The following is a 26,286-nucleotide window of genomic DNA, read 5'->3' on the forward strand; positions in this document are numbered from 1 at the left end:
TTAACAACCGGTTGCATTCGGACGATAATATTGCTTCTGAAAAAGTGATTAGTCATTTGCTTCACATTTATATACTTTTCAGATCAACCAATGACTGCTGTTATATAAGCTTTTTTCGTTCATCTTAGGAAAAACGTAATACTTTTTGTGCAAAATTTCACTTGAATATTACTTCCTTTGCAGTATACTGATTCTTGTAGACGAAAAGAAAAGGAGTTTTTTTCATGAAAGCAGCAGTTATTCGCGATTCAGTTGACGGTTACGTTGATATTAAAGATGTTACGCTCCGCCCAATTACTCACGGTGAAGCTTTAGTTAAAATGGAATATTGTGGGTTATGTCACACCGACTTACATGTGGCTGCCGGAGACTTCGGTAAGCAACCTGGTCGGATTATCGGCCATGAAGGTGTTGGTAAAGTCATTCAAGTCGCTGACGACGTCGATAACTTGAAGATTGGCGACCGGGTTTCTGTTGCCTGGTTCTTTAAGGGTTGTGGCCATTGTGAATATTGCCTAACCGGTCGCGAAACGCTTTGCCGGAATGTTCAAAACTCTGGTTTCACAGTTGATGGTGCGATGGCTGAAGAATGTATCGTTGATGCCAACTACGCCGTTAAGGTTCCAGAAGGTTTGGACCCAATTGAAGCCACTTCATTAACTTGTGCTGGTGTAACCATGTACAAAGCCTTGAAAGTCGGCGAAACTAAGCCTGGTCAATGGGTGGAAGTTGTTGGTGCCGGTGGCTTAGGTAATCTGGCTATTCAATACGCTCACAATGTCTTTGGTGCCCACGTCGTTGCCGTTGATGGTAACCCTGATAAGTTAGCTGCTGCTAAGGCTAACGGTGCTGAAGTATTAATCAACCGGCATGACGGTAATGTCGCCGAACAGATTCAAGAAAAGGTCGGTGGCGTGGACAATGCGCAAGTAACTGCTGTTAACAAGGATGCCTTTACCCAATCCGTTAACGCCTTGAAGCCAGATGGTAAATTAGTTGCCGTTGCCCTTCCTCAAGGCGACATGGAATTAAACATTGCTAAGACCGTCTTGGATGGTATTTCCGTTCGCGGTTCACTGGTTGGAACTCGTCAAGATCTTGCCGAAACTTTCCAATTTGGTGCTGAAGGCAAGGTTCACCCAATCGTTAAAACCCGTCGTTTGGACGAGGTTAACGATATCATTGATGAAATGAAGAATAACCAAATCGTTGGCCGAATGGTCGTTGATTTCACGAAGTAATTTCGACTTAAATTAATATTTGAATTAAAAAAGCAATTCTGAAAAAGTCATTTTCAGAATTGCTTTTTTTAGTTATTGGTCCTCAAAAGATAATGACATGTCGTGGCCTTTTTTACGCGGCATCCTAATACAAATACTTCAGTGCCTTTAAATCACCAGCAGACAGCTGGGTTAGCCCCTGATCAATTGGATACATCACTGATTGCCGACTCGAACTGTGATCGAGTCCTAACGCATGGCCCAATTCGTGGGTCGCCACAGATTCCTTAATGCTTTGACCATACTTCACGTTCAGTCCCGCACGCGCATGATTAGCCGTGTAACCTTGAAATCCCGTTAGTTGCTGAATCTCCGGACCACCCTTACCTAATTCCAAATAATTAACTTGTTTAGCCGTCATCGTTTTCTGATAAACAAAAATCGTAATTTCATTTTGTTCGGCAGTGGCCTGACCTGCCACTAAGTCAACAATACCGGTCTCATTATAAACAGCGATGGCCCGTTCAAATACTTGTTGAACTTTTACTGGAACATCCGCCGAAAAATGATAATAGTACGTTTTCTTTAACGTTTGCGGACGAACAATCGACTCGACTGGCGTGGCACCAGCCGCCTCTTGTCGGCCGACCAGCGGCAACTGAACCCCGATGTTTTTAGCCGCTTGGGCAACGGTCAATTGCGATTGTTTTAGAATCTTTGGAAGCTCAGTTTGTACTTGGGGTAAGAAAAAGCAGGCCCCTAGCGCCAGCAAGAACAGAAAACCCAAAAATTTGCGCATTATTTTTGCTCCTATTTTGAATGATTAGGGTTAGTTTACTGGTCCCATTCATTAGAAGCCACTAAAACGCCTGAAATTCTTGAAATGCTACGTTTTTTTAATAACTGACTGCCCAAACAGCGCTAGACTTCTTTCACTTTCGATAACTGTCAGTCATGTCATGATAGGATTTACCACGCCAATAAAAAACGGTCGCGACTAAGTTAGTCCGAACGTCTGTTTAATCGTGATGCGGTTCTCCTTTGATCTCATGAGAGACATGTCCCAGCATTGCATCAACCATCTCAAGAATGTGGGGATCATCCAAACAATAATAGACATGCTTACCGCGCTTGTGACGTGTCACTAATTGATAGTGATAGAGAATCGCCAACTGGTGAGACACAATTGGCTGTGACAACTGAACGTGATCAACAATACGCGACACGTCAGCCTCGTGATTCTCCAAGAAATAAAGAATCTTGATTCGGTTCATGTTACTCAATACTTTATAAATCTTAACGGCTTCCGCTAAGATTGCATCATTAATGGGCATTGTGGTGCTCCTCTCTAGTCTGCAACTAATAAGGTAGCAATTGTACGGAGTACCCCATCACGATCGTTGTCCCAAACGGTAACGTGCTTAGCCTGCGCCTGAATATCGACGGGTGCATTCTTCATGGCGTAGCTTTGCCCTGCATAGTTTAATAGCGGCACGTCATTGGCACCATCACCAAATGCAACAATCTCAGTAGCCGGAATCTGCCAATGCTGAGCCAACCATTGAACGGCTGGTAACTTACCGACGTGTAAACTGACGACATCAATGACACCATAACCACTGTCATGGGCCCTTAATTGACCCGCGAACCGCTGGTTTAAGTGCTGAACTAGCGCGGCGGCCTGTTCAGGCGCTGTGGAGACACTAATTTTTTTAATACGATCGGTGACGGTTTCGAGGGACATCACCTGTTGCAGATGGTCGTAGAACTTTTCCGCGGCTGCAATTAGTGGTGCTGGTGCCCCAACCCTTGTATAAGAACCTTGTGCGCCGACTAAAATCAAATAGGCATTCTGCAAAAACTCATCTTGTGCCGTGGCCGACAAGAACAGCCGGACTTGCTGGGGTGTCAGACTTCCATCAAAGACTAGCTCATCACCCAGATAAATTGAAGCCCCGTTTTCAGCAATCACCGCCAGATCTGTGGACCAGATTTCTCTAAAGACCTCTTTCAAATGGGCGTATTGGTTACCAGAAGCCAACACGAGTCTTATCCCTCGCTGCTTTAATTGCGACAGCGTTTCTTTGAGCAAAGGTTGATTAAATCCCTGATCTTGATGCAACAACGTCCCGTTCAAATCAGTCGCGATTAATTTCATTGCCACAATTTCACTCCTTCGTTAATCCTTGTCGTTTCATTATACGCGATTTTATTGGAAACACAAAAAAGCCCCTAGAAGCCGCGGACTTCATAGGAGCTTTTCATCGATTTAGTTGTTTGCGTTCTTAACCGCAACGACCTGACGGCCATCGTAGAAACCACAACTTGGGCAAACTACGTGAGACTTCCGTAATTCACCACAGTTTGGACATGGTGCTAAGTTCAGGGTAGCCAACTTAATGTGACCCCGACGCATACGCTTTTTCGTCTTAGACGTTTTCCGTGCTGGTACAGCCAAAGAAAACACCTCCTTTAAATAAATTATATCCACTAGTGAAAAAATTTTTAAGGCTCACAAAGGCGATTATTGATCATCCTGATCAGGGAAGAAATCTTTTAACTTTGCAAGACGTGGATCAACTGGTTGATTTTCTTTCTCAACGGCTTCTAAGTCAGCTTCTGCAACAACTTGCCAGTCTTGACCGGCAGGCATCGCTTCGCCTTGCTTTTCAGCGTCAGAAAGAATGTGCATCGGAATTTGTAGAATAATGTTATCCCCAACAGCTTTGTCTAAAACAACTTGGTCATCGGAAACGACCATCACAACGTCAGTTTTTTCAAACCGTTGCGTTGCGGCTGGGTCAGACACATAAAATTCCGTCATACTGAAGTTGACGGGTAAATCTACCGGTGCCAAAGATCGGCTAGATGGTACCGTCAAATCCGCAATTACCTGTGCTGTTACGACGACGTCGCCACCGTCAATGACGGACACTGTGCCCGTCACGTGAACGGGACTTAAGTCTAAGACCTCGTCGCCATAACGCGCCATTAAATCCGCCTTCAAATCGAGTGTTTCATCGAACAAAAGCGGCTCACTGCGATGGTTCTTCCGCAGCTCGGTCAACAACCATTTCATCGTAATCCCTCCAATGCAACGTGATAAATTATACCTGTCAAAAAATGTGATGTCAAGGTAATTTCCTTGATAGTCACTCAGAATCCGGTTTTTTTATGGGAATCCGGCCATAATCTTGTGGAATTCCCGTCACCAAAGTTCGGAGTGCCCCCAACCGATCGTCAAGGGACCCAACGCCCTTCTGCCAATCCCGATTTGCCCGACTAACGAGCGGTAAGGCGACGTGTTTCTTAATCTGGTGTAAGTAGGCCTGCCCTTGCTTGGAATAGCCGAGAACCCGCAAATATTGCGGCTGTGGCCGCATCTCCTCGGGCAGTGCCTGTAACAGTAGATAAGCGGCTTGCCGTTGAAGTCGCGTATACGTATACCGTTTGGTTTTTACGATACGCATAAAATCCGCAAACGTTGTTGCTTCTAAAGCTGCTCGCTTCAAGCGATATTCAACGCCCTCCGTTATTTGATAACGTTGCCGCATATCCGTAACGGGGGCACTAATCAACTGATATCGGAGTAATGGCCAAAAATCGGCCCAGCTTATTAATGATTCTTGCTGCAATAATGCCAACGTCTTGGCCGGCACAACTGGCTGAACCGTCGCCCAATCACCAGCCAAGGAGGCCGCACGAATTGCGGTTGCACTGGCGTAGTTTGTACCTTGCATGACTGCAGTGTCATTATGTTGGCTCCCCCGTCGTGCTAATGGCACTAACTGTAAAGGTTGTCCTTGCTGCTGATTAGCCACGGCGTAGAAGAAGCCGAGGATATCATTTGCCGCACTCAACGTAATCCCCGTTTGCTCCCGCAAATAACCTTGAAATAGTGATGCATACGTCTGATCAAATCGTTTAAAGATCGCTGGATCACTCGGCAAATGGGCCATCAGGCAATCATAATCCATGTCCGGATGTTCGGTGCCAAAGACGAGCCACTGACACTTCAAAGTAGCTAAAACCGCTATAGCTCCTTGGGCAAATAGGTGGGCCGGCTGTAGCGCCGCAGCACCCGACAGTTCAACAACGAGGTCAACGCCACCGGCAAGTGCCGCTTCAGTCCGCTGCCACTTATCCATAATCGCTGGCTCTCCGCGTTGAACCCAATTACCACTCATTGCGGCCACAATCACGTCAGCACCCGTTTTTTGTCGTGCTTGTGCAATCTGATAGGCATGACCATTGTGAAAGGGATTGTATTCTGTCACAATTCCCGCTGCTTGAAGTGTCATATTAAGCCTCCCGTGTTACCTCAAAGAACCACCGGGTCGTTTCGCTAGTAACTTCATTCGCACCGAAGTCGGCGCTTACCCGTTTCAACGTTAAACCAGCCTGCTTGAGGGCCGCCTGATAGTCAGCTAACGGATAGGTCCGTTCATGATGCAGTTCTGTCACCTTTCGATATTCACCCGTCTTAGGGTTTTGCGTAAAGAATGTCAAATCGTGTTCAGCCGCATGGGTCTCGTCTTCAATTCCATAACTCGTCCAAACAAAGGCTCGGGTGTCATCGACATAGTTATACATGTACCCTGGGTAGACGTCATCTGTTTGGTGGGGCGTAATCACATCAAACAGAAATTGTCCCCCAACCGCCAAATGGTCGTGCACCTGTGTAAAGGCTTGCGTCACCGCCGTCAAGTCCGGTAAATAACAGAACGAATCGGCAAAGCACGTCACCGTCTGATACTCACCCAACACACTGAGGTCCAGCATATCACCAGCCACTAACGGCAAAGCAACATCCGCTTCCTCGGCATGCTTAGCTGCCAAGGCCAACATCTCTTCACTGAGGTCCAAGCCACTGACTTGATACCCATGTTCGGCAAGTAGCACGCCCAACCGACCACTACCACAAGCCAAGTCTAATAGTTCGCCGCTAGTAGGATCAACACGGTCGGTCACAAAATCCAGCCACTGGTCATACATGGCTGGATCAAAAAGTTCATCGTAAAGTTCAGCAAATGATTGATAAATCATGCTTCAACCCACTGACCTAAATCAACCGTTGGGGCATCAGACCACAATTTTTCCAAATTGTAATGACTCCGTTGTTCTTTTTGGAAGACGTGAACCACAACGTCGCCTAAATCAATTAAAATCCAGTTGGCCTCATTCTTACCTTCAACATCGCGCATCTTAACGCCGTTAGCGGCCATCTGATCCGTAATTTCATCGGCAATCGCTTGAATTTGACGGCTAGAGTTAGCCTCCATGATTAAGAAGTAGTCGGCCATTAAACTCACCTTGGTCATATCTAAGGCAGTTAAGTCCTCTGCTCGCTTGTTTTCAGCTGCCTTTACGGCAATTTCTAAAATCTCTTTGCTTTCCATGCATTTTCTCCTCTCGCACTTACAACTAACGGGAAATCCACGCGTTATAAGTGTCAATCGACTTCGGATAAACCGGCTTGCCATTAGTCACCAAATACTGCAACGTCTGTTTTGCTTGAAACGCCACACCTTTAGCTAAATCAGCCGCTGTGACTTTCCGAGCTTCGTCAACGCCAGGAAAGTCACGTTTAGGTTCAATATAGTCTGCCATATAGATAACTTGTTCTAATGGCGACATGTAAACCGCACCGGTTGTATGATGGCGCACCGCATTCAAAATATCCTCATCAAAAATTTGTAGTTCATGTTTAATTAATTCAGCACCAACAACGCCATGCCAAATGGCATTTCCATAGTCCAACAGCATGGGATCTAAATGATAACGTTGAATGGCGGCAATAAAATCTTCATCTGGCCGTTGTTTGGCATAATCATGGACTAAACCGGCAATACTGGCTTTTTCCACATCCACTTGGTTAGCTGTAGCCAATTGAATAGCCGTTTGTTCGACCCGCAAAACATGCCGAAACCGATGTGGCTTCAACGCTTGCTCCAGCTTGGCCACTAGTTGCTCGCGGGTACCCGGAAAAATATGTTCTTGATAATTCAGTTCAGTCACGATATAACAGATGCTCCTTTATATAAAGATCAACCATGGTTGGAACCAGATAACGAATGGACTGCCCACGGCGAACTTGATCGCGAATCATCGTGGAACTAATTCCAATCTGTGGGACGTCCACCCACAAAACAGGATACGGCGACGCGTGGGTAAATCCTTGACGGCAAACCCCAACGAATTGAACCAGCTTTACCAGTTCATCAATTCGGTACCATTTTGGTAAATAGGCAACCATGTCCCCACCAATAATGAAATAATATTGATTTTCGGGGTGGGCTTGTGTCAATTGCAACATCGTATCGTAACTATAGCTTCGACCACCACGTTCAACCTCCGTTAACTCCAAGTCAAAACGTGGATTGTCTTTAATCGCTGCTTTAACCATGGCTACCCGGTCTGCGGCAGGAATGGTCAATTTTCGATTGACATGTGGGGGTTCCGCATCCGGCATAAATAAGACACGGTCCAACCCTAGCTGGGTGGCGACTTGATCTGCAATCACGAGATGACCCAGATGTGGTGGATTAAAGGTGCCACCAAGAATACCAATCCGCCGTTTTTTGGCCGTCGCGGCCATCTCCGTTGCGACTTGCGTACTCGTTCGTTCCAGAATTTTTACCACGACTTAGACCTCCCTACATGTTTTCCACAATTGGTGAAATCTTTTGATTATCTTCGTCAGTTGCGACCCGGTACAAAACCAGCACGCGACCAATCGTTTGAACCACTTGAATATCCGTATTATCTTCAATGAACGTCTTTGTCTCAGCAACTGTGACGTCAGCACTTTGTTGCAAATTAATTTTAATCAGTTCGCGCTTTTCTAGCGCGCCGGTTAATTGGTCCAACCAAACCGTGGTTAAACCATTCTTACCGACTGAAAATAATGGACGCATCACGTGCGCATGAGCGCGTAAATAGCGCTTTTGTTTCCCTCGTAACAAATTGTTATCCTCCAATTTAAATCATTGCGTGACGAATTAAAACACCAACACCAGCAGGTGTCCAACCGGTCACATTAATCCCAGCAGGAACCGTAATCCAACCCAAGCCTTCAAAGACCAAATCGCTCTTCGCGGTCGTCTTGAATTCATGAGCAACTAATGGTGGAAAATCATCTTTGTCCACTGCTTGTGGTGGCGTCAATAACTGTCCCAACTGACGCGCATAAAAATCATCAGCGTTTTCTAACTTCGTCCGATGAATGTACAGATTGTTTTCAAAGTATGCCGTAAACCCTGACTTAGGACCCTTATTAAAATCAAATCGGGCAACCCCGCCTAAAAACAACGTCTGCTGGTCATTTAGCTGGTAATTTTTCGGCTTAACCTGCTTTTGTGGCGTCACGATCTTTAAGTCTTTCCCGGTTAAGAAGTGGGCCATCTGCTGATTTTGAATGATCCCTGGTGTATCCACCAAAACATGGTCATCGTCTAACGGCAATTCAATCTTATCTAGCGTGGTTCCAGGGAACTTAGAAGTGGTGATCAAATCTTTTACCCCAGTATTTTGCCGAATAATTTGATTAATCAGCGTGGATTTACCGACGTTCGTCACACCAACTACGTAGACATCTCGGTCTCCGCGATACTTATCAATCAATTGTAATAAGCCATCGACAGACTGGTTGGTCTTAGCACTTAATAATGTCACATCAATTGGCCGCAACCCAGCTTCATTTGCCCGTTGACGTAACCAGTCACGTAGCTTACTACGCTTCAGTGAGCGTGGTAGCAAATCTTCTTTGTTACCCACCAGTAAAATCGGATTGTCACCCACAAATCGGTGCAAACCGGGAATCACACTACCGTTAAAATCAAAGATATCAACGACATAAACAATCAAGGCGTTAGCATCTTGAATTTGGGTTAACAAATTCAAAAAATCGTCATCCGTTAAACCAACGGGCACAATTTCATTGTAGTGCCGCAATCGGAAACAGCGTTGACAATAGACCTCTTGCTTTTCAATTCCCTTATCCAACGCCGACTGTGGCGTATACCCTGGTGCTGTTGGATCAGTCGTCTGAATGGTGGCGCCACAGCCAATACAATGAAGTGGTTCACCATCAATCAAAACAGGTTCAATGTGCTTTTCGTTCATCAAGATCCTCCTGCCAAGTTAATTCTGGATAGTTGTGACGCAACCGCCACATGACTACCTTTTCCATTAAACGATTACCCTTGGTCACCCACGCATCCGACTTTAAAATCGGCTTGACTAAGACACTGCGTACGCCACTGTGGTGAGCCGCCCAAACATCCGTCAAAAGCTGATCACCAACCATGACGACTTCATCACGGTTCAGATGCCAACGCCGTAACGCCCGCAAAATCCCCCATGATAATGGCTTTAGTGCCCGGTGAATATAATCCAAGTTAAAAGGTGCCACCGCACGATCAACCCGCTTACGGTTGTTATTTGACACGACAATTACTCGAATCCCTGCCAACTCCAATAAGGTTAGCCAATGCCGTAGCTCCGGTGTCCCATCAGAATTGTTCCACGCAATTAACGTATTATCGAGATCCGTTAAAATCACTTTGATGCCGTTGGCACGCAGTTGTGCCGGAGTCAAATCATAAATATTTTTAACCATCCACGTTGGTTTGAATTGAGAAACCATGCGGGTGACAGCCCCCCTTCGTTTTTTTGCCATCCTTGGCATGTCTAGCATACTATTATACGCAATTCTGCGTAATTTTACCACTCGGAAGACCGATAAAGATTGGCCTTATCCAAAACATCCTAGCAGTTTACAACGCTTAGTCATAAAACAGCTTTCTATTTTTTCAGCAGATTAGCCCCATTCGACCTGCAGAATTTGATCACTTACAAATAAAAAACTATGTAAAAAAACGAGCAGAACCCTAGAATCGGCATGCTCGTTTTTATCCTGCAGAGAACAAGCTCCACAATTAATTTAAAATTAAGCAGCTAAAGCCGTCTTAGCTTGTTCAGCTAAAGCAGCAAATGCAGCAGCATCGTTAACTGCTAAATCAGCTAACATCTTCCGGTTAACGTCAATGTTAGCCAACTTCAAGCCGTGCATCAACTTGCTGTAGCTCAGACCATTCATCCGGGCTGCGGCGTTGATCCGGGCAATCCATAACTTACGGAAGTTACGCTTAGTCGCTTTCCGGTCACGGAATGCGTATTGACGCCCCTTCATAACTTGATCCTTAGCAACCTTGAATAAACGGTGCTTAGAACCACGGTAACCCTTAGCTAACTTTAAAACCTTTTTACGACGTGCGCGTGTAACAGTACCGCCTTTAACTCGTGGCATAATCTTTTCCTCCTAAATCAATTCAAACATTATGTCGACATTTCGTCGACCCGAAAAATTAGTGACTAGCTTACTTTTGTAATAATTCGTGGTAAGTCTTAATAGTCGTTTCGTTCATCATCCGGGTACCACGAAGGTTCCGGCGTTGCTTCTTGGTCTTACCGTGGAAACGGTGAGACGTGTATGCGTTGGCACTCTTGATACCGCCCTTAGCAGTTACTTTGAAACGCTTAGCTGCAGCGCGGTTAGTCTTCATCTTTGGCATAATACGAAATATCCTCCTTAAATCGGTAGCTTAAGCTACCCAATCAATTCTACTTATTCTCAGCGATAGGCGAGAGCATCAGGAACATGCTACGACCGTCCATCTTTGGTCGTTGTTCAACCGTGGCAACATCAGCTGTTTCAGCTGCCATCCGATTAAGCACCTCGCGACCAATGTCTTTATGGGTAATGGCCCGTCCCTTAAACCGGATTGAAACCCGAACCTTTTCACCCTTAGCCAAGAACTTCTTAGCGTTCTTCAGCTTGGTGTTAAAGTCATTGGTATCAATGGTTGGGCTCAAGCGCACTTCCTTAACACTGACCACTTTTTGCTTTTTCCGAGCTTCGCGTTGCTTCTTTTGCAACTCGAACCGGTACTTCCCGTAGTCCATGATCCGGGCTACTGGTGGCTTAGCTTTCGGTGCAACCAAAACTACATCGAGGTTAGCGTCTTCAGCAATCTGCAAAGCTTCTTGCTTACTCTTGATGCCCAATTGTTCACCATCACTGGCAATCAATCGAACTTCGCGTGCGCGAATCCCCTCGTTGACAATCGTGTCATTTGCTATGGTAATCCACCTCCAAAATAATCTCGAGAACTGCAGAAATCTCACTCACAAAAAATGCGGGAACCTTTGATCAGAATCAAACGGCTCCCGCAAGAAATGTCATCACGAAGACGACATTAACGTGCATATCCAGCCCAATAACGTTAGTCATAAGGCGAGAAGCGGAAGCCTCTGCTTAATTTCTCAACTTAACCATCATACCAGCCAAGCACTGCCTTGTCAATGCTATTTAGCAAATACTCGTATTAGTCGTTTTCGCGACTGTAAGACGCAATATCCGCTAAGATCTCCTTAACAAAGGCATCGCTACTCATTGACGTTGTTTGGTCTTCGCCGTACTTCCGAACGGAAACACTACCGTTACTCATTTCATCTTCACCAACAACTAAGGTGTATGGAATCTTGTGAGTTTGCGCATCGCGAATCAGATAACCCATCTTTTCGCCCCGCTTGTCAACATTAACCCGAATATCAGCAGCTTTTAACTCAGCAGCTAACTTATCAGCATAAGCGCCATGCTTTTCTTCAGAAACTGGGATAATCGTCACTTGCTTAGGTGCTAACCAAGTTGGGAAAGCGCCCTTGTAAATTTCTGTCAGGTAAGCCGTGAAACGTTCCATCGTGGAAACCAAGCCACGGTGAATCATCACTGGACGGTGTTCTTCACCATCAGCACCGACATAATGTAAGTCAAACCGTTCTGGTAACATGAAGTCCAATTGAATGGTTGATAACGTTTCTTCGTTACCCAGTGCCGTCTTAGTTTGCACATCCAGTTTAGGACCGTAGAAGGCAGCTTCCCCTTCAGCTTCAACATATGGTAAGCCTAGGTCATCCATAGCACCTTTCAACATAGCTTGGGCGTTGTTCCACATTTCGTCATCATCAAAGTACTTTTCCGTGTTCTTAGGATCACGGTAGCTCAAACGGAACGTGTAGTCCTTGATGTCAAAGTCAGCGTAAACCTTAACCATCAAGTCCAAGATACTCTTAAATTCATCTTGAATTTGTTCTGGGGCTACGAACGTGTGACCATCATTTAAGGTCATTTCCCGAACCCGTTGCAATCCACTCAAAGCACCTGATTTTTCGTAACGGTGCATCATCCCTAATTCAGCAATCCGTAGAGGTAATTCACGGTAAGACCGAATGTGGTGATTATAAACTTGAATATGACTTGGGCAGTTCATTGGCCGTAATTCAAGCATTTCACCATCACCCATGTCCATTGGTGGGAACATGTCTTCTCGGTAGTGTGCCCAGTGACCAGATTGCTTGTACAGATCCAAGTTAGCTAAGACTGGTGTGTAAACGTGTTGGTACCCATTGGAAACTTCCTTATCAATGATGTAACGTTCAATCGTCCGCCGAATCGTGGCCCCGTTTGGCATCCAGTATGGCAAACCAGCACCAACCTTGGGATCAACAAAGAACAAGTCTAATTGATTCCCGATTACTCGGTGATCACGTTCACGCGCTTCTTGGCGACGAGCAAGATCGGCATCCAAGTCAGCTTGCTTGTAGAAGGCTGTCCCATAGATCCGTTGTAGCATTGGATTTGAAGACTTACCTTGCCAGTAAGCACCGGCAACTGATAACAACTTAAACTTCTTAACATCACCGGTATTGGTCAATTGTGCCCCATCACTAAGGATTTGGTAGTCACCAATCTTTAAGAACGGTACACTATCGCCATCAACCGCATTAATCAACGCTGTTGTGAACTGATCGTCCTTCGCATCAGCTAAGGCATCGGCTTTGCTAACCGCGATACGTTCGATGTCTAATTTATCACTGACTAATTTTTCAACGATTACTGCTAAGGCATCTAACTCATCAACACTGACTTGTTGGTCATCTTTATCGGTATCCACAAAGAAGCCATCTTCATCAGCACTGACTTTGCCTAAGCGAATAGCCGGAAATTCCTTCTTTAAGGCAATCCGCAGTAAAGCAGCCGTTGTGTTCCGCAATACAGCCAGTCCATCATCACTATCTTTCGTAACAATTTCGATGCTGCCATCGCTTGCTAATGGCGTTAAGTAGTCGACCAATTGGCCATCTAACTTAGCGGCAACCGCCTTCTTGGCTAAACTAATCGAAATGGACTTTGCAACGTCTGCTGGTGTGGTTCCGGCTGGAAAGGCCTTAACAGCACCATCAGGGAACTTAATTGAAATATCTGCCATAATTCTCGATCTCCCTTATTTTTTTAGGCGAAAAACACAAAAAGTCCCCAGCACCTCTAAAAGGCACTGGGGACGTCAATAACGTGGTTCCACCCGATATTTTTCACGAGACTACTCCCGTGAACTCTAGTCGTCGTTAACGGAACGAACCGGTCGGAAATTTCCTTCCAACAGCTAAGAAAGTGGTAATGCTTCCGGGCGCTAAGTGGCTTCCAAGCTAGGCCAACTCTTCCTGTAAACGAACTCCGGTAACACCATGTCTTTCGTCATAGCTCTTTTGGTTTCAAAGACTATTAAACACTCGTAACGCGAGCTTGTCAAGCATGACCCTAAATTATTGTGGTCGACGATTGACCCCAACCATCGTAACTTCCCGGGCTAAAAACCGAATTCGTTGCATCAATCGTTGTGCTTTCAACGGCTCATCGTCGCCCCGAGTCGAGATTCGCAAATGTTCCTTTTCCAGTTGGGCCATTGAAAAGTTCGAACTGAAAAATGTGGGAAGTTCCTCTTGCATACGATATTCGAGAATCACACCCAGCACATCATCACGTACCCAAGCAGACATGGCATCCGCACCAATATCGTCAATCATCAGAACTTTAGCCTTTTTCAGTGCATCCAGCTTTTCTGCCACCCCATTTTGGGCAATCGCATTTTTCATTTCAACGGCAAAACTAGGAAAATGAACCAGAGTCGTTGAAAAACCATCGGCGGCTAACTGATTGGCCACAGCCGCCAGCAAGTATGTTTTTCCAACACCAAAGCTCCCTGACAAATACAGAGCTTGATGACGGCGTTTGGGACTAGCCTCATAGGCATCAATGAAATCCAGAGCAGCCATCAGGGCCTCTGCCCGATCCGAGTCCTGATCGAACGCCTTCAATGTCGCCTCACGAATGCTTTTGGGCATAGCAATTGATTTGACCCGCTGTCGCAATCGTTGCTCAGCTTGTTTCTCCTGTGTTTCTGCAGTTGGCACATAAGCTACGTCAATCAAGTGATTGGACACAACCAATTGTGGCTCGTAACCAGTGGCAAACGTCGCACCGCCCTTAGCCAATTTTTCCCGTTCAGAAACAAACTCATAAAGCTTAGCTGCTGAACGGGTCAAAACATCATCCGCCAATTCTGCCTGATGGGCCTCATAAAATTGCCGCACTAACGGATCATCATAGACTTCAGCCATCAGCTGGCGATAATTATCATTAAGGTGCTGCTGACTCATCAATTGCTGCATCGTCTTACCTAAATCTTCCATCGGTTAGTCCTCCTTTCCTGTTGACGGCCGATCTTGCAATTTAGCAATTCGGTCTTGTAATTGTTTTTGTTTTTCTGCTGACAGCTTCGTCCGTGAGGCCTGCTGATTGGTTGTCGATGTCTTTGCCCACTCTGGTAACGTCTCCTTGACTGTCGATGATTGCCGGGCTCGTGACCGGCGAGGCTGCTTAGCTGCCTGCTGACGCTCCCGGATTTTTTGGATAGCCTGCTCCGGAGTCGTAATTTTAGCCTTGCTCCAGTCATTAGCAATAGTGTCTAACAGATTCTTATTCAGGGTTGGTCGATCCTCATCAACCAAGACGTGATAGACCATCAGATTTAAAACGGCTTCTGGAAATAATTGTCGACTCACTAAATCACGAACAATTCGCTGTTCACCGTCCGTTACAAAGCCACCACTCTTTTGTTTAATGGCCTGTAAGAAAACAGCCGGTGCCGTATTAGTTGCCACTTTAATCAAGGCCTGTTCGGCCGAATTAACCGACTGATTAGCTGGTGTCGTTGCTGTCTTCTGCGGTTGTGCTACCGATTTCGCTGACTGCGGTCGCCCAAAGTTTTGGGCAATGACCCGTTTAAACGTTTCGGCATTGAATTGATTAGTAGCCAGATCAGTTGCTTCGCCAATATAGCGGGCCATCGTCACTTCATCCAAACCATAGGTGGCATGCTCCGTTAATAATAACTGACGCTCACTTCGCAAGGCCCGCGTATCAATAAATGAATGCTCTAAAATTTCTCCTAGTAATTTAAAATCAAAGTCCGCTGGTGTCGCCTGCAATGCCGGTGCCGTCGCTTGTGTTTCAGCATCTAAGTGCTGACGACCTGCTGTTATCGCTGTTGGTAGTTCCGCGAGCTCCTGACCATCCACATGAAAGACTTCTAAAAAGTTCTTCGTAATGTTTTCTTCATCAGTTGACCGTTCAGTGGTCGACGTATTGACACGGACCAGTGATTGATAAAGATCCTCACCCACAACCCCCAACAGTTGAACGCTTAAGAGGTCGTCTTTAAAAAAGGCTGCGGGGAGTAACGGTGCGTGCAAATCATAATTAAAACTCGTCAAATCATCTTTGGTGGACACCGTCGTGGTTAACAGTCCGGTTGCTTCTAACCGTAAACGCGCGTCATATAGGTGTGCCAAATCCATCCCCAATATCGCCAACAATGTCGCGTGCCGGTGATACTGTCCCGTCTTGGGTAGCCAAAAAAGGGCCGAGTAGAGCCCCGCGGCACTCGGTCCGATGATCGGCTGATACAGCTGCGTTAGCGTTTGCCAACTCTGATCGGTCAGCCGGTCGGCCAATCGAACCAAAAAACTGGTCTTTGGCTGCAATTGGTGCCAGGAATCCTCCATGCCTTACTTCGCCTCGCTTTTCCCATTTGTTTCTTTTTTGGCTTTCAATTTATCTTTATCAAGCATATCTTTTAATTCATTGAAGAAAACACCGGTATCCTTAAACTGCCGGTAGACACTGGCAAAACGGATATAAGCGATCTCATCAACATCGACTAATCGATTCATCACATATTCACCAATCAGTTGGCTAGAGATTTCACTAACACCTAGCGCCCTAATCTTATTCTCAACTTCATCAACAATCTGCGTCATGACATCCATCCCCACCGGTCGTTTCTCGGCAGAGCGAATAATACCACGCAGAACTTTTTCACGATTGAATTCTTCACGCGTTCCGTTCTTCTTAATTACTAACAGCGGTGTGACTTCAACTCGCTCAAACGTCGTGAACCGAAAGCCGCAGCTCTCACACTCACGACGACGGCGAATAACACGACCGTCGTCTGTGGGCCGACTGTCCACGACCCGCGATCCATTATGATGACAGTGTGGACACTGCATTACTGGTCACCTCGTTTTAAATGGTTACTTGTTCCAAAGTTATTCATGTCAAGCCATTTTACCACTTGTTGCCGTGTTTCGGCAATTGTCCGTCCATTATCAATCACCACATCAGCCTGTGCGATCTTTTGGTCGATTGGCCATTGCCGATCAATCCGATTTTGCGCATCGCTAGCCGATAAGTTATCCCGCGCCATTAACCGGGCCTTTTGTGTCGGCGCATCTGTTGCAACAACCATAATCCGATCAACCAAGGTCGTCGCATAGCCAGCTTCAAATAGCGTTGGTGCATCAATAACCACGACTGGAACGGCTTGCTGACGGTAATTCGCGACTTGTCGGCTAATTTCAGCACGAATTAACGGTGTTGTAATCGCTTCTAAACGCTTAAGCTCGGCCGGTCGCGAAAAGACCCACTGGCCCAACTTCTTGCGATCTAGCTGACCATCACGTAAATAGTCTGCCCCAAAAGTCGTTACAACTTGTTTAAGCCCCGCGGTTCCCGGTGCAACAACTTGTCGCGCAATCTGGTCGGCGTCAATCACCGGTACCCCGGCTGCGCGTAACCACGCGCTAACCGTCGACTTCCCCGTGGCAATGCCGCCCGTTAATCCCCATACCTCAGTCATGAATCAACGCCACCTTTGCTTCTGGTGGTAATGGCTGGCAGTGCGGGCAGAAATGCGTGCCACGCTGGGCCACCTTAATCTTAACCAATTCTGTTCCACACCGTTCGCACGGTTCACCTTCTCGGCCATAGACATGCAACTGATTTTGAAACTGACCAGCCTCACCAAACGCTGTCGAAAATGAATGGACTGTCGTGCCATGCCCCCCAATGGCTAAAGCCATCTCATCAATAATATTTTGGCGTAGCTCCGACAATTGAGACGGCGTTAACGTATCTACTGGCGTTAGTGGATTAATCTTAGATAACCACAGGACCTCGTCTGCATAGATATTCCCCAATCCAGCAATTCGCGTCTGATCTAATAAGAAAGGCTTCACCACTTTATGTGACTTACCAAAGATTTTGACCATATACGCTAACGTTAAGGTCTCCGCCGTTGGTTCCGGTCCCAATTTGCCCAATGAGGGGGCCAGCGTTGTTTCTTCGCCCGTCGGCACTAATTGCATTCGGCCAAACTTCCGGGTATCGGTATAACGCAACTCCCGATTATCAGTTAAATGAAAGATCACATGCGTATGCTTGGAAACGGGGCTACCTTCTGGCTGGACGTCATACTTTCCTTCCATACGCAAGTGTGACACCATCGTTAAGTCACCACTAAATCGGAATAACAGGTATTTTCCTCGCCGATCAATCCGCTCAATTTTCCGGCTGATTAATTCCGCGGTAAAGACATCCGCGTCAGGTGTGACCATTTTTGGATAACGAACCTCAACGTGAGCAATAGTGGCCCCTTGAACCAATCGCGTCAACCCGCGTCGAACCGTTTCAACTTCAGGTAATTCTGGCATCCCTGTTCTCTCCTCCTACCACTTACTTGGCATCATACCAAGTTGGTCCATAGTGACTCTCAACTTTCAACGGAATTTCTAGCTCAATGGCCGAATCCATCACACTCGGAACCAGCTTTGCCAAGGTGTCAATCTCACTTGCGGGGGCTTCAAAGATCAGTTCATCATGAACCTGCAGTAGCATTGTGGCCTGCATGTCCTTTAGTGCCTGTTCCATTCGAATCATGGCAATTTTGATAATATCTGCCGCGCTCCCCTGAATTGGTGTATTCATCGCTGTCCGCTCAGCAAATGACCGCTGATTGAAGTTACGTGAGTTGATGTCTGGCAAATACCGCCGCCGATGAGCAATCGTTTCGACATACCCCAATTCATGAGCCTGTTGGACCATCCGCTCTGTGTAGGCCTTAACCCCCGGATACTCCTCAAAGTACGTATCGATAAAAGCCTTAGCCTGTTTGCGAGAAATACCGATATTTTGTGACAAGCCAAAGTCACTGATTCCATATACAATACCAAAGTTAACCGCCTTGGCTTGTCGCCGGATATTCGGGGTAACTTCTTCGTCAGGCCCCATCTTGAAAATTCGTCGCGCCGTCGCCGCATGAATATCCTGTCCCTCACGAAAGGCTTCTTGCATTTGCTTATCATGACTCATATGAGCCAACACGCGCAGTTCAATTTGTGAGTAGTCAGATGAAAAGATTTCCCAGCCTGGATGACTTGGTACAAAGGCTTTACGAATCGCTCGTCCTTCTTCGTTACGGACCGGAATATTTTGCAAGTTTGGATCAACCGAAGATAATCGACCGGTTTGAGTTAACGTCTGCAAATAACGTGTATGCACTTTGTGGTCGTCCGGATGAATGACCTTCAATAAGCCTTCAACGTAGGTCGACTGAATCTTGGCAATCTTACGATACTTCAAGATATTCTCAGCAATCGGTGCTTCAGCGGCTAACTTCTCAAGCACCCCTACTGCCGTTGAGTACCCAGTCTTTGTCTTCTTGATTACGGGTAGACCCATCTTTTCAAATAAAATATGACCTAATTGCTTGGGTGAACCAATGTTAAACTCTTCGCCCGCCTCGTTATAAATAGTCTGTTCGATCTCCGCCAACTGTTCGGTGAACTTGCTGCCCATAGCCTCTAATTCACTGGCCTCAACCGTAATACCAGCTACTTCCATTCGTGCCAACACAAATGCCATTGGCAACTCAATATCACGGTAAAGATCTGTTTGCTCATTGTCAGCAAGATCTTTAAAAATCTGTGGTCGAAGTTGTTCAATGGCCCGGGCTTTACGGGCTAAATGACTAAAGAACACGTCATCATCATCTGGGATTGCCGCCTTGGCGCCTTTACCATAAACATCTTCGTCGGTTGCGACCTGATGGTACCCGTGTTCCATGGCAAGTCGACCTAAATCATTGCTGTTGTCATACGTATTTAACAAGTATGACCCCAGCAACAAATCACAATCCACACCCGTTAAAGTCACGGCTAAGCGTTGCAACGCAACAAAAGTTCGTTTCGCATCAAAGACTTGTTTGGCAATGTCCACATTTTCCAATAAGCCTTTTAAGGGGGCTTGCTGAAGGAGTGCCGTGTCGCGACTCACCCACCATTGATCGTTATGTCCAATCACAAAACCAACTAACTCAGCTGTATGATAATTGTCATCAAGCATCTCTAGATAAAATTCACAGCCATCGGTAAAAGATGGCAATTCAGTCACATTGTCTGCCGTCAAAACAGTATAAGTGACTTCTTCTAACCCTGGTGTTGCCGTGGGAGCCTCACCATCAATGCTCATCTTACTTAGAAATTGATTAAAGTTCATCTTTTGATAAAACGGCACCAGTTGATCATAGTCGTCGCCCTTGTAAACCAATTCAGAAACTGTTTTTTCGACTGGTGCATCGCGCTTGATGGTCGCTAATTGCTTAGCTAGCAGCGCTTGGTCGTGATCTGCAATCAAATGCTCTTTTAATTTCTTAGCTGTGATGTCAGCCAAATGATCGTAGATACCATCGATACTGCCGTAGGTGCTAACCAATTCAACTGCTCGCTTAGGCCCAACCCCTGTAACTCCGGGATAATTATCGGAATTGTCGCCTTGAAGGCCCTTAATATCAATAATCTGAGCCGGCGTAACCCCCATTTTTTCTTTTACATAGGCGGGCGTGTAGTGTTCAATTTCGCTAACCCCTTTTTTAGAAATTGAAACTGTCGTATGATCATCAGCCAACTGGGTCAAATCCCGGTCACCCGTCACAATAGTCGTGGTAAATCCCTGTTCCTCTGCCTGTTTAGCCAAGGTACCGATGATATCATCAGCTTCATAATTGGCTAACTCATAAGTTTGAATCCCACGTGCCGCCAAAAGCTCTTTCACGTACGGAAATTGTTCGGAAAGTTCCGGTGCCGTCTTTGCCCGGCCACCTTTATAATTGTCATACATTTTAGTCCGAAAAGTTGTTTTACCAGCATCAAAAGCCACTAAAGCATGGGTTGGTTGTACCACTTTTAACATCGTTTCCAACATGGTATTGAACCCATAAATAGCGTTCGTATGCAGTCCTTCGCTATTGGTAAACTTTCCCAATGCGGTATATAACGCGAAAAAGGCCTTAAAAGTCACACTGTTTCCATCAATCAATAATAAACGTTTTTCCGCCATGTTTCGCTCCTTTCGAACGCAGCTAGCTGTATTCGAGTATTCTATTTCTATTTTACCAAAAAAACTGGAAAATCCGAAATAGTAAATCGCTAATTGCTCGATTATTCCGTTTTTCTACGATTGATTAGTCTACATAAACATCAGAACCTTTTCCGGCCTTGTTCGCTATTTATCTATAAATAAACCGATTTACCGTTATTGTAATTTATCTTAAAATAAAAAGGCGAACTATTTTTAACTTTAAAATCAATTTATTTCGTGTTATTCTATTTTTATTCAAAGAGAAAGTGAGTTGAGTTGTCATCACTATCCAGATGGTTTTTCAAGGCGCCAGCTTTTCACCTCAAGATGCCTACCACGTTCATTTCGAGTCCAATGCGCTACTAACCGTGGACCATACCGGTCTAATCGACCGCTTAATTCGTCCGAGCGACGCCGATTACACCTCTGTTCGACAAGCAGCCCAGGCGGCTGATATTTTACAAATTTTACCCGCCCATACGTATTTACTGCCCGGATTTATCGACCTACACGTGCATGCCCCACAATGGCCACAAGCGGGATTAGCGCTCGACCGACCACTAAATGACTGGCTAAATACCTATACATTTCCGCTTGAAGCCCGGTACGCCGATTCGCAATTTGCTCATCGTGTTTACCAACACCTCATCCCCGAGCTGTTAGCTAATGGCACCACAACTGCCCTGTACTTTGGAACCATTCACCACGATGCCAATCTCGAACTCGCTCGTGCCTGCGCAGACTATGGTCAACGCGGTTATATTGGTCAAGTTGTGATGGACAATCCCGATCAAACCCCTGCGACTTATCGGACCCCATCGGCGACGGATGCCATTAACGGAACCGAGAAGTTTGTCATGGCAGTTCAGGCCTTAGCCAAACAACGACATGCAGCGGTGACACCGGTGATTACCCCCCGGTTTGTCCCTAGTTGCACCCCAGCGGCCTTAACCGGCCTGGGTCAACTCGCACAACGCTATGATCTGCCCATTCAGTCACACTGTAGTGAAAGTACTTGGGAAGATCAATACGCTCAAGACCACTTCCACCGCCGTGACGCCGAAGTTCTCGATCACTTTGGGTTACTAACCTCACGATCCGTCGTGGCTCACGGTACCCAGCTATCAACTCGTGACCTTGACTTGTTCCATCAACGACAAACTGCCGTAGCCCATTGCCCGATTTCCAATGCTTATTTTGGAAATGCTGTCTTTCCGGTAAACCAGGCGCTACATCGTGACGTTAAAGTTGGCCTAGGCAGCGACTTGTCCGGTGGGTTCACGCCTAGTCTTTATCGCAACTTACAGCAAGCCGTTATGGCATCGCAGATGCGCCAAGATGGCGTCGATGCTTCCCGGATTGCTGAAAAACGCGGTGTTAAAGACAGTCGTATTTCAGCCACAACCGCGTTTTATTTAGCCACCAAGGGTGGTGCTACCAGTTTACACCTGCAAGCTGGTCAGTTAATTCCCAGCTATACCGCCGATTTTCAAGTTGTTCACGACCGCTATGCTACCTTAATGCCAAATGATGCTGACAGTATCTTTGAACGTCTGATGTATCATACAACCCCCGCTGACATCCAAGCCGTCTATGTTCGTGGTCAACGGGTTCATCATCTAAAAGGAGACCACAATTAATGAAAACTTCTAATCGTTTACTCGTTGGACCAGATGACGCCGTTAACCCCCGGACCGCCGGATTTTTAGGCCTGCAACATGTCCTCGCTATGGACGTTTACGTGCCGCCCATCATCCTGGCTGGTTTACTAGCGATGTCAGCAGCCCAACAAATGAGCCTATTACAGGCCACCTTTCTTGCTGCTGGGATTGGAACCATCATTCAGACCTGTTGGTTCATGAAGATGCCCATCTCCCAAGGGCCGTCATTTGTCCCGCTGGGCGCTGCTGCCGGAATTGTTCTCGCTAGCGGTGGCGTCAATCATGGTGGTATGGGCACGTTGATTGGTGCCATGTTAGTCGGATCCCTCGTACTGATTGCACTCGGTTTAACCGGTGTCTTTCACCGAATCATCGCTAAACTGGTACCGGCGATTGTCGGTGGGACTATCATCACCTGTGTTGGTTTGTCACTAATTCCTTCTGCATTGAATAGTAATATTTTTGAAGCCAGCGGTAATATCAATCAGAATATTATTTTAGCCAGCATCACAGCCGTAACACTTCTAGTTGCCATTTCAATTAGTATTCGGTTTCCTCGCGTTCAACGTCTCTTCCGAACCGGTGCCATTATCTTATCGTTACTGACGGGGACTTTGGTCGCCACTGCCATGGGCCGGTTCGACTGGAAGACGGTCATTCAAGCACCCTGGTTCAGTTTTCCTCAAGGAACCGCGCTTGACTTTGGTATTACCTTCTCACCTTCGGCTATTATTACATTCATCGTCATCTATGCCGTTTTGACAACGGAAACAACCGGTACCTGGTTTGCCATGGGTGCCGTTATCAACCATCAACTAACCAAAACCCAATGGAATCGCGGCCTCATTGGCGAAGGCTTAAGCTGCTTTGTTTCCTCCATCTTGGGCGCCACGCCGGTAACCGGATATTCAACCAATGCCGGCGTGATCTCAATTACTGGCGTGGCTAGTAAACGGGTCTTCATTGCAGCCGGTATCTGGTTCATGATTCTTGGCTTTTTCAGTAAGCTATCTGCCTTTCTAGCTGCTATCCCAGCTCCGGTCATCGGCGGAGTTTTCGCCATTATCTGTGTCACCATTATGTTAAATGGACTAAATGTCATTCGTCGCCTAGATTTAGGTGAAAGCAGTCTCTACGTCATCGGACTCCCCATCGTCCTCACTTTAGCGTTGGTTCTATTACCTGCAACGGTGACGAAAGAATCACCCCAATTGGTGCAATACTTATTGGGCTCGCCAATTGCAGTAGCGGCAATCGCCGCTATCCTGCTCAATCTATGTATGCCATCTGACCAACAGCATTCGGCAGCACTGTCGTCACTTGACTAGATGGGCAACGTGTTTTAACAATTATCAGTATTAATGAGGTGGTTCGGCAGCAAGTCAGTTGCCGAACCACCTTTTAATAACACACTCTATTTTTCAAAAGAAAAAGCTCTGTCGAGCCATTGTGGCTTAACAGAGCTTAGCTTAATCTATTTTATGAGTTTTAACGGTTGTCGCCGCCAAAAATTCCAAAGATTTGTAAGAGTTGTAAGAACAAGTTAACAAAGTCCAAGTACAATTGCAAGGCACCATTAACGGCTAACCCTGTCGTTGACACTTGATCGCCGTACTGTAAATACATTTTCTGCATCCGTTGCGTATCCCAAGCCGTTAATACGGCAAAGATAATCACGGCAACGAAGGAGAAGATTAAAGCAATTAGCGCGCTGCGTAAAAACATATTCACAATCATTGCGACAATCAAACCGATTAAAGCGGCTGTCGCTTGTGTCCCAATTTTACTTAAATCTCGCTTGGTAAAGACCCCAATTCCAGCCATGGTGATAAAGATCGCCGCACTTGAAACAAAGGCCGCCACCATTGACGTTTGTGTATAAACCAGTGAATACAAGGAAATAACGCCACCGGTAATCACTGCATACACGAAGAGTCCAACCAAGGCCACGGTTGGTCGTTTCATCGACTGTCCGCTAATCACAAACGGTAAGATAAACCAAACAATAATTGGGATCAACAGACCGCCACCCTTTAAGGTTTGTAAAAAGGCCATCTGAGTTGACATCCAATAGGCGACTACAGCTGAGACCAACACGGCCGCACCCATCCAGCCAAACATTTTGGTCAGAAAGCTGTTGAGGCCGACCTCAGTGTTAATCGTCGTACGGGGTTGCTGATCATAGTTGTTCATTGAAACGCTCCTTCTTTCAATCAATTCCCGACTTAGTCACCACCATTGGTCAAACCAGTCTCGGGGTTTATTAAAATAATTTTACCAAAAACGACACTAAACACAAGTAATCTGTCGTTTAAATGATTTGAAAGAAGGAATTTTTAACCTATTGACCCGCACCACCCTCGTGGTCTGCTGCGCCACTGGCCCATACCTTGGTCGCATAAACGGCATTAAACAACAAGGCTCCTTGCAGTGCGACCTGTGATAGATTAGCTCCCAGAGTCCCAACTGCCGTCATCCCCAACAAGGTCTGTCCTGTCAACGCGCCCCAGTAAACAACGTTGGCAATATTAACCACAATCCACAACGACCAATTCTCACGGAATTTAAGGATATACAGGACCTGGGCAATCAAACTGACCACAAAGTTAATTGCATCGAAATAGGGCAACTGCCCACCCAGCTGGGATAAAATACCCCAACCAACTAACCAGGCGATAAATGCACCAATGAATAGCCAACGACGCGTCTGGCGTGTAAAGGCCCGGGTTACCTCATCACGTCCCCATAAGTACCAGCCAATCGGCTGTGAAATCACGTAGATGAGGTCCATTGCAAATGATCCGTAGGCATGGCTAATCCAAGCAACGTAAGCCATGGCCACACACTGAATGAACCCGAAAATAAATGAAATTTTTCGCCCTTTCATGCCATAAACTAAGCATAATACGCCACCGATCCCTGAAACCATCCCAATAAGACTATCAGGTGCGATTAAATAAACCACTAACTGTAACAAAATCAACAGCACCACATAAACCAGCTCAAACCGTTTCCAATTAGTGAAAAGTTGTTGATACCACCAATTTCGGTGTGTTAGCCCATTTTCCATTTTCCAAACGACTCCCCAAAATAATTTTCGACTTCCCCCGAAGTCATAATTCCAGAATACGCGTCCGGCCGAAAAAGACAATTGATATTCCCTTAAGACATCAACCGGCTACATCGCCTACTGGATAAAATAAAAAACGGTCGTGGTAAAACTACCAACGCCCGTTTAGATTACTTAGGCTCTTTGTCAACGGGTGTTGATGGAGGATTTATGTGGAACTTCGTTCACTTGCGAACGGGGTTCCTTTTCTTTACTCTGATTTTAAATTCAATCTGAATACGAAAAACAAAGTTTTTCCAATTCCGGTATCCGTATGCTGTCCGCTTAATCTGTTTAATCTTTCGATTGACGCCTTCAATGGGACCGTTGGAAAGTGTACTATTGGTCATATTTTGGATGAGCTTTCTATTTTTAATAAACGTTTTGATAGTCGTAAAGAGTTGAGGACTAACGTTCTCAACCTCATCAAGCGTCGAAGTAAAAGCTGCATAGTCTCGGTTGCGAAAAGCTTCGACGAGTTTATGAGCGGTGAAGTAAGTATTTTCAAACTCACGGCTGAGATTTAAACCAGACCAGATAAGTTGTTCTTGGGTCAGTCTGTTTCGTAAATGTGAAAACCATTGTGGTTGACTTTTCTCAAGAGCCCCATAGTTCATAAGATACAGGCGCCAATACGGC

At 46.0% G+C, this 26,286-nt stretch carries 29 protein-coding genes; 3 read left to right on the forward strand and 26 right to left on the reverse strand.

Features of this window, described 5'->3' with window-relative positions; genetic code table 11:
- The first annotated feature begins 224 nt into the window (after nucleotides 1-224).
- Nucleotides 225-1,241, forward strand: a complete 1,017-nt coding sequence (gene adhP / locus ACP4IT_RS01175; protein ID WP_011667742.1) for an alcohol dehydrogenase AdhP — start codon at nucleotides 225-227, stop codon at nucleotides 1,239-1,241.
- A 124-nt stretch (nucleotides 1,242-1,365) separates the two neighbouring features.
- Here adhP and ACP4IT_RS01180 read toward each other — a convergent pair whose 3' ends face one another.
- From ACP4IT_RS01180 to polA, 23 genes are all read right to left on the reverse strand, one after another.
- On the reverse strand, nucleotides 1,366-2,019 hold the full coding sequence (locus ACP4IT_RS01180) for a M57 family metalloprotease (protein ID WP_267160597.1): 654 nt from the start codon (nucleotides 2,017-2,019) through the stop codon (nucleotides 1,366-1,368).
- Nucleotides 2,020-2,239: 220 nt separating this feature from the next.
- A complete protein-coding gene (locus ACP4IT_RS01185; RefSeq protein WP_011667784.1) occupies nucleotides 2,240-2,554 on the reverse strand; it encodes an ArsR/SmtB family transcription factor in 315 nt (104 codons plus the stop codon).
- Nucleotides 2,555-2,568: 14 nt separating this feature from the next.
- Nucleotides 2,569-3,384 carry a Cof-type HAD-IIB family hydrolase gene (locus ACP4IT_RS01190; RefSeq protein WP_015473606.1) on the reverse strand — a complete coding sequence of 272 codons (816 nt, stop codon included), beginning with the start codon at nucleotides 3,382-3,384 and terminating at the stop codon, nucleotides 2,569-2,571.
- Between the two features lie 105 nt (nucleotides 3,385-3,489).
- Complete coding sequence (gene rpmF / locus ACP4IT_RS01195) at nucleotides 3,490-3,678, reverse strand: 50S ribosomal protein L32 (protein WP_011667786.1); 189 nt, start codon at nucleotides 3,676-3,678, stop codon at nucleotides 3,490-3,492.
- 66 nt (nucleotides 3,679-3,744) lie between these two features.
- Nucleotides 3,745-4,299, reverse strand: coding sequence for a YceD family protein (locus ACP4IT_RS01200; protein ID WP_426855151.1), 555 nt, complete (start codon nucleotides 4,297-4,299; stop codon nucleotides 3,745-3,747).
- Between the two features lie 73 nt (nucleotides 4,300-4,372).
- Nucleotides 4,373-5,521, reverse strand: coding sequence for a nucleotidyltransferase (locus ACP4IT_RS01205; protein WP_011667788.1), 1,149 nt, complete (start codon nucleotides 5,519-5,521; stop codon nucleotides 4,373-4,375).
- A 1-nt stretch (nucleotide 5,522) separates the two neighbouring features.
- A complete protein-coding gene (locus ACP4IT_RS01210; protein WP_011667789.1) occupies nucleotides 5,523-6,266 on the reverse strand; it encodes a class I SAM-dependent DNA methyltransferase in 744 nt (247 codons plus the stop codon).
- Nucleotides 6,263-6,619, reverse strand: coding sequence for a ribosome silencing factor (rsfS, locus tag ACP4IT_RS01215; protein ID WP_011667790.1), 357 nt, complete (start codon nucleotides 6,617-6,619; stop codon nucleotides 6,263-6,265). Before rsfS ends, ACP4IT_RS01210 begins: the two co-directional genes overlap by 4 nt.
- Before the next feature lie 25 nt (nucleotides 6,620-6,644).
- On the reverse strand, nucleotides 6,645-7,241 hold the full coding sequence (yqeK, locus tag ACP4IT_RS01220) for a bis(5'-nucleosyl)-tetraphosphatase (symmetrical) YqeK (RefSeq protein WP_172757594.1): 597 nt from the start codon (nucleotides 7,239-7,241) through the stop codon (nucleotides 6,645-6,647).
- Entirely contained in the window at nucleotides 7,231-7,863 is a 633-nt protein-coding gene (locus ACP4IT_RS01225; protein ID WP_015473603.1) for a nicotinate-nucleotide adenylyltransferase, read from the reverse strand. The genes yqeK and ACP4IT_RS01225 overlap by 11 nt, the downstream gene beginning before the upstream one ends.
- 13 nt (nucleotides 7,864-7,876) lie before the next feature.
- On the reverse strand, nucleotides 7,877-8,185 hold the full coding sequence (locus ACP4IT_RS01230; RefSeq protein ID WP_080952737.1) for a YhbY family RNA-binding protein: 309 nt from the start codon (nucleotides 8,183-8,185) through the stop codon (nucleotides 7,877-7,879).
- A 16-nt stretch (nucleotides 8,186-8,201) separates the two neighbouring features.
- Complete coding sequence (gene yqeH / locus ACP4IT_RS01235; protein WP_407337460.1) at nucleotides 8,202-9,344, reverse strand: ribosome biogenesis GTPase YqeH; 1,143 nt, start codon at nucleotides 9,342-9,344, stop codon at nucleotides 8,202-8,204.
- Complete coding sequence (locus tag ACP4IT_RS01240; protein ID WP_267160598.1) at nucleotides 9,325-9,867, reverse strand: YqeG family HAD IIIA-type phosphatase; 543 nt, start codon at nucleotides 9,865-9,867, stop codon at nucleotides 9,325-9,327. The genes yqeH and ACP4IT_RS01240 overlap by 20 nt, the downstream gene beginning before the upstream one ends.
- Nucleotides 9,868-10,170: 303 nt before the next feature.
- Nucleotides 10,171-10,530: a 50S ribosomal protein L20 gene (gene rplT, locus ACP4IT_RS01245; protein ID WP_011667796.1), complete on the reverse strand. Its 360-nt coding sequence runs from the start codon at nucleotides 10,528-10,530 to the stop codon at nucleotides 10,171-10,173.
- A gap of 70 nt (nucleotides 10,531-10,600) precedes the next feature.
- Nucleotides 10,601-10,795 (reverse strand): 50S ribosomal protein L35, encoded by a 195-nt coding sequence (rpmI, locus tag ACP4IT_RS01250; protein ID WP_011667797.1) that lies wholly within the window; start codon nucleotides 10,793-10,795, stop codon nucleotides 10,601-10,603.
- Nucleotides 10,796-10,844: 49 nt separating this feature from the next.
- Nucleotides 10,845-11,369, reverse strand: a complete 525-nt coding sequence (gene infC, locus ACP4IT_RS01255) for a translation initiation factor IF-3 (protein WP_075168707.1) — start codon at nucleotides 11,367-11,369, stop codon at nucleotides 10,845-10,847.
- Between the two features lie 239 nt (nucleotides 11,370-11,608).
- Complete coding sequence (thrS, locus tag ACP4IT_RS01260) at nucleotides 11,609-13,552, reverse strand: threonine--tRNA ligase (protein WP_021741702.1); 1,944 nt, start codon at nucleotides 13,550-13,552, stop codon at nucleotides 11,609-11,611.
- A gap of 334 nt (nucleotides 13,553-13,886) precedes the next feature.
- Nucleotides 13,887-14,813 (reverse strand): primosomal protein DnaI, encoded by a 927-nt coding sequence (gene dnaI / locus ACP4IT_RS01265; RefSeq protein WP_128491821.1) that lies wholly within the window; start codon nucleotides 14,811-14,813, stop codon nucleotides 13,887-13,889.
- A 3-nt stretch (nucleotides 14,814-14,816) separates the two neighbouring features.
- Complete coding sequence (locus ACP4IT_RS01270) at nucleotides 14,817-16,187, reverse strand: replication initiation and membrane attachment family protein (protein ID WP_128491820.1); 1,371 nt, start codon at nucleotides 16,185-16,187, stop codon at nucleotides 14,817-14,819.
- Between the two features lie 3 nt (nucleotides 16,188-16,190).
- Entirely contained in the window at nucleotides 16,191-16,691 is a 501-nt protein-coding gene (gene nrdR / locus ACP4IT_RS01275) for a transcriptional regulator NrdR (protein ID WP_011667802.1), read from the reverse strand.
- Nucleotides 16,691-17,320 (reverse strand): dephospho-CoA kinase, encoded by a 630-nt coding sequence (gene coaE, locus ACP4IT_RS01280; RefSeq protein ID WP_039104826.1) that lies wholly within the window; start codon nucleotides 17,318-17,320, stop codon nucleotides 16,691-16,693. The genes nrdR and coaE overlap by 1 nt, the downstream gene beginning before the upstream one ends.
- Nucleotides 17,313-18,173 carry a bifunctional DNA-formamidopyrimidine glycosylase/DNA-(apurinic or apyrimidinic site) lyase gene (gene mutM / locus ACP4IT_RS01285; protein WP_086231854.1) on the reverse strand — a complete coding sequence of 287 codons (861 nt, stop codon included), beginning with the start codon at nucleotides 18,171-18,173 and terminating at the stop codon, nucleotides 17,313-17,315. Before mutM ends, coaE begins: the two co-directional genes overlap by 8 nt.
- A gap of 22 nt (nucleotides 18,174-18,195) precedes the next feature.
- Nucleotides 18,196-20,856: a DNA polymerase I gene (gene polA / locus ACP4IT_RS01290; protein ID WP_156646553.1), complete on the reverse strand. Its 2,661-nt coding sequence runs from the start codon at nucleotides 20,854-20,856 to the stop codon at nucleotides 18,196-18,198.
- 314 nt (nucleotides 20,857-21,170) lie between these two features.
- Here polA and guaD point away from each other — a divergent pair, with 314 nt between their 5' ends.
- Together guaD and ACP4IT_RS01300 are read left to right on the forward strand one after the other, a co-directional pair.
- Nucleotides 21,171-22,517, forward strand: a complete 1,347-nt coding sequence (guaD, locus tag ACP4IT_RS01295) for a guanine deaminase (RefSeq protein WP_047020971.1) — start codon at nucleotides 21,171-21,173, stop codon at nucleotides 22,515-22,517.
- Entirely contained in the window at nucleotides 22,517-23,866 is a 1,350-nt protein-coding gene (locus ACP4IT_RS01300) for a uracil-xanthine permease family protein (RefSeq protein WP_047020972.1), read from the forward strand. The genes guaD and ACP4IT_RS01300 overlap by 1 nt, the downstream gene beginning before the upstream one ends.
- Before the next feature lie 160 nt (nucleotides 23,867-24,026).
- Here the strand turns inward: ACP4IT_RS01300 and ACP4IT_RS01305 are convergent, their stop codons facing one another.
- The 3 genes from ACP4IT_RS01305 to ACP4IT_RS01315 form a co-directional block, all read right to left on the reverse strand.
- Nucleotides 24,027-24,731: a Bax inhibitor-1/YccA family protein gene (locus ACP4IT_RS01305; RefSeq protein ID WP_011667808.1), complete on the reverse strand. Its 705-nt coding sequence runs from the start codon at nucleotides 24,729-24,731 to the stop codon at nucleotides 24,027-24,029.
- Nucleotides 24,732-24,879: 148 nt separating this feature from the next.
- Nucleotides 24,880-25,608 carry a nicotinamide riboside transporter PnuC gene (gene pnuC / locus ACP4IT_RS01310; protein WP_011667809.1) on the reverse strand — a complete coding sequence of 243 codons (729 nt, stop codon included), beginning with the start codon at nucleotides 25,606-25,608 and terminating at the stop codon, nucleotides 24,880-24,882.
- A gap of 224 nt (nucleotides 25,609-25,832) precedes the next feature.
- The coding region (locus tag ACP4IT_RS01315; RefSeq protein WP_426855152.1) for a transposase at nucleotides 25,833-26,286 on the reverse strand (454 nt) is incomplete at its 5' end.

The organism is Levilactobacillus sp. LN180102 (genome assembly GCF_050106635.1).
GTDB lineage: Bacteria > Bacillota > Bacilli > Lactobacillales > Lactobacillaceae > Levilactobacillus > Levilactobacillus brevis.

What these genes read in the sequence shown, in the direction of transcription:
- thrS (WP_021741702.1), bottom strand. Translation starts at nt 13,552, where the DNA reads ATGGCAGATATTTCAATTAAGTTCCCTGATGGTGCTGTTAAGGCCTTT.
- yqeH (WP_407337460.1), bottom strand. Translation starts at nt 9,344, where the DNA reads ATGAACGAAAAGCACATTGAACCTGTTTTGATTGATGGTGAACCACTT.
- ACP4IT_RS01240 (WP_267160598.1), bottom strand. Translation starts at nt 9,867, where the DNA reads ATGGTTTCTCAATTCAAACCAACGTGGATGGTTAAAAATATTTATGAT.
- adhP (WP_011667742.1), top strand. Translation starts at nt 225, where the DNA reads ATGAAAGCAGCAGTTATTCGCGATTCAGTTGACGGTTACGTTGATATT.
- ACP4IT_RS01205 (WP_011667788.1), bottom strand. Translation starts at nt 5,521, where the DNA reads ATGACACTTCAAGCAGCGGGAATTGTGACAGAATACAATCCCTTTCAC.
- ACP4IT_RS01300 (WP_047020972.1), top strand. Translation starts at nt 22,517, where the DNA reads ATGAAAACTTCTAATCGTTTACTCGTTGGACCAGATGACGCCGTTAAC.
- ACP4IT_RS01305 (WP_011667808.1), bottom strand. Translation starts at nt 24,731, where the DNA reads ATGAACAACTATGATCAGCAACCCCGTACGACGATTAACACTGAGGTC.
- coaE (WP_039104826.1), bottom strand. Translation starts at nt 17,320, where the DNA reads ATGACTGAGGTATGGGGATTAACGGGCGGCATTGCCACGGGGAAGTCG.
- rpmI (WP_011667797.1), bottom strand. Translation starts at nt 10,795, where the DNA reads ATGCCAAAGATGAAGACTAACCGCGCTGCAGCTAAGCGTTTCAAAGTA.
- ACP4IT_RS01210 (WP_011667789.1), bottom strand. Translation starts at nt 6,266, where the DNA reads ATGATTTATCAATCATTTGCTGAACTTTACGATGAACTTTTTGATCCA.
- ACP4IT_RS01185 (WP_011667784.1), bottom strand. Translation starts at nt 2,554, where the DNA reads ATGCCCATTAATGATGCAATCTTAGCGGAAGCCGTTAAGATTTATAAA.
- mutM (WP_086231854.1), bottom strand. Translation starts at nt 18,173, where the DNA reads ATGCCAGAATTACCTGAAGTTGAAACGGTTCGACGCGGGTTGACGCGA.
- pnuC (WP_011667809.1), bottom strand. Translation starts at nt 25,608, where the DNA reads ATGGAAAATGGGCTAACACACCGAAATTGGTGGTATCAACAACTTTTC.
- dnaI (WP_128491821.1), bottom strand. Translation starts at nt 14,813, where the DNA reads ATGGAAGATTTAGGTAAGACGATGCAGCAATTGATGAGTCAGCAGCAC.
- polA (WP_156646553.1), bottom strand. Translation starts at nt 20,856, where the DNA reads ATGGCGGAAAAACGTTTATTATTGATTGATGGAAACAGTGTGACTTTT.
- ACP4IT_RS01270 (WP_128491820.1), bottom strand. Translation starts at nt 16,187, where the DNA reads ATGGAGGATTCCTGGCACCAATTGCAGCCAAAGACCAGTTTTTTGGTT.
- guaD (WP_047020971.1), top strand. Translation starts at nt 21,171, where the DNA reads ATGGTTTTTCAAGGCGCCAGCTTTTCACCTCAAGATGCCTACCACGTT.
- nrdR (WP_011667802.1), bottom strand. Translation starts at nt 16,691, where the DNA reads ATGCAGTGTCCACACTGTCATCATAATGGATCGCGGGTCGTGGACAGT.
- ACP4IT_RS01180 (WP_267160597.1), bottom strand. Translation starts at nt 2,019, where the DNA reads ATGCGCAAATTTTTGGGTTTTCTGTTCTTGCTGGCGCTAGGGGCCTGC.
- rplT (WP_011667796.1), bottom strand. Translation starts at nt 10,530, where the DNA reads ATGCCACGAGTTAAAGGCGGTACTGTTACACGCGCACGTCGTAAAAAG.
- ACP4IT_RS01200 (WP_426855151.1), bottom strand. Translation starts at nt 4,299, where the DNA reads ATGAAATGGTTGTTGACCGAGCTGCGGAAGAACCATCGCAGTGAGCCG.
- rsfS (WP_011667790.1), bottom strand. Translation starts at nt 6,619, where the DNA reads ATGGAAAGCAAAGAGATTTTAGAAATTGCCGTAAAGGCAGCTGAAAAC.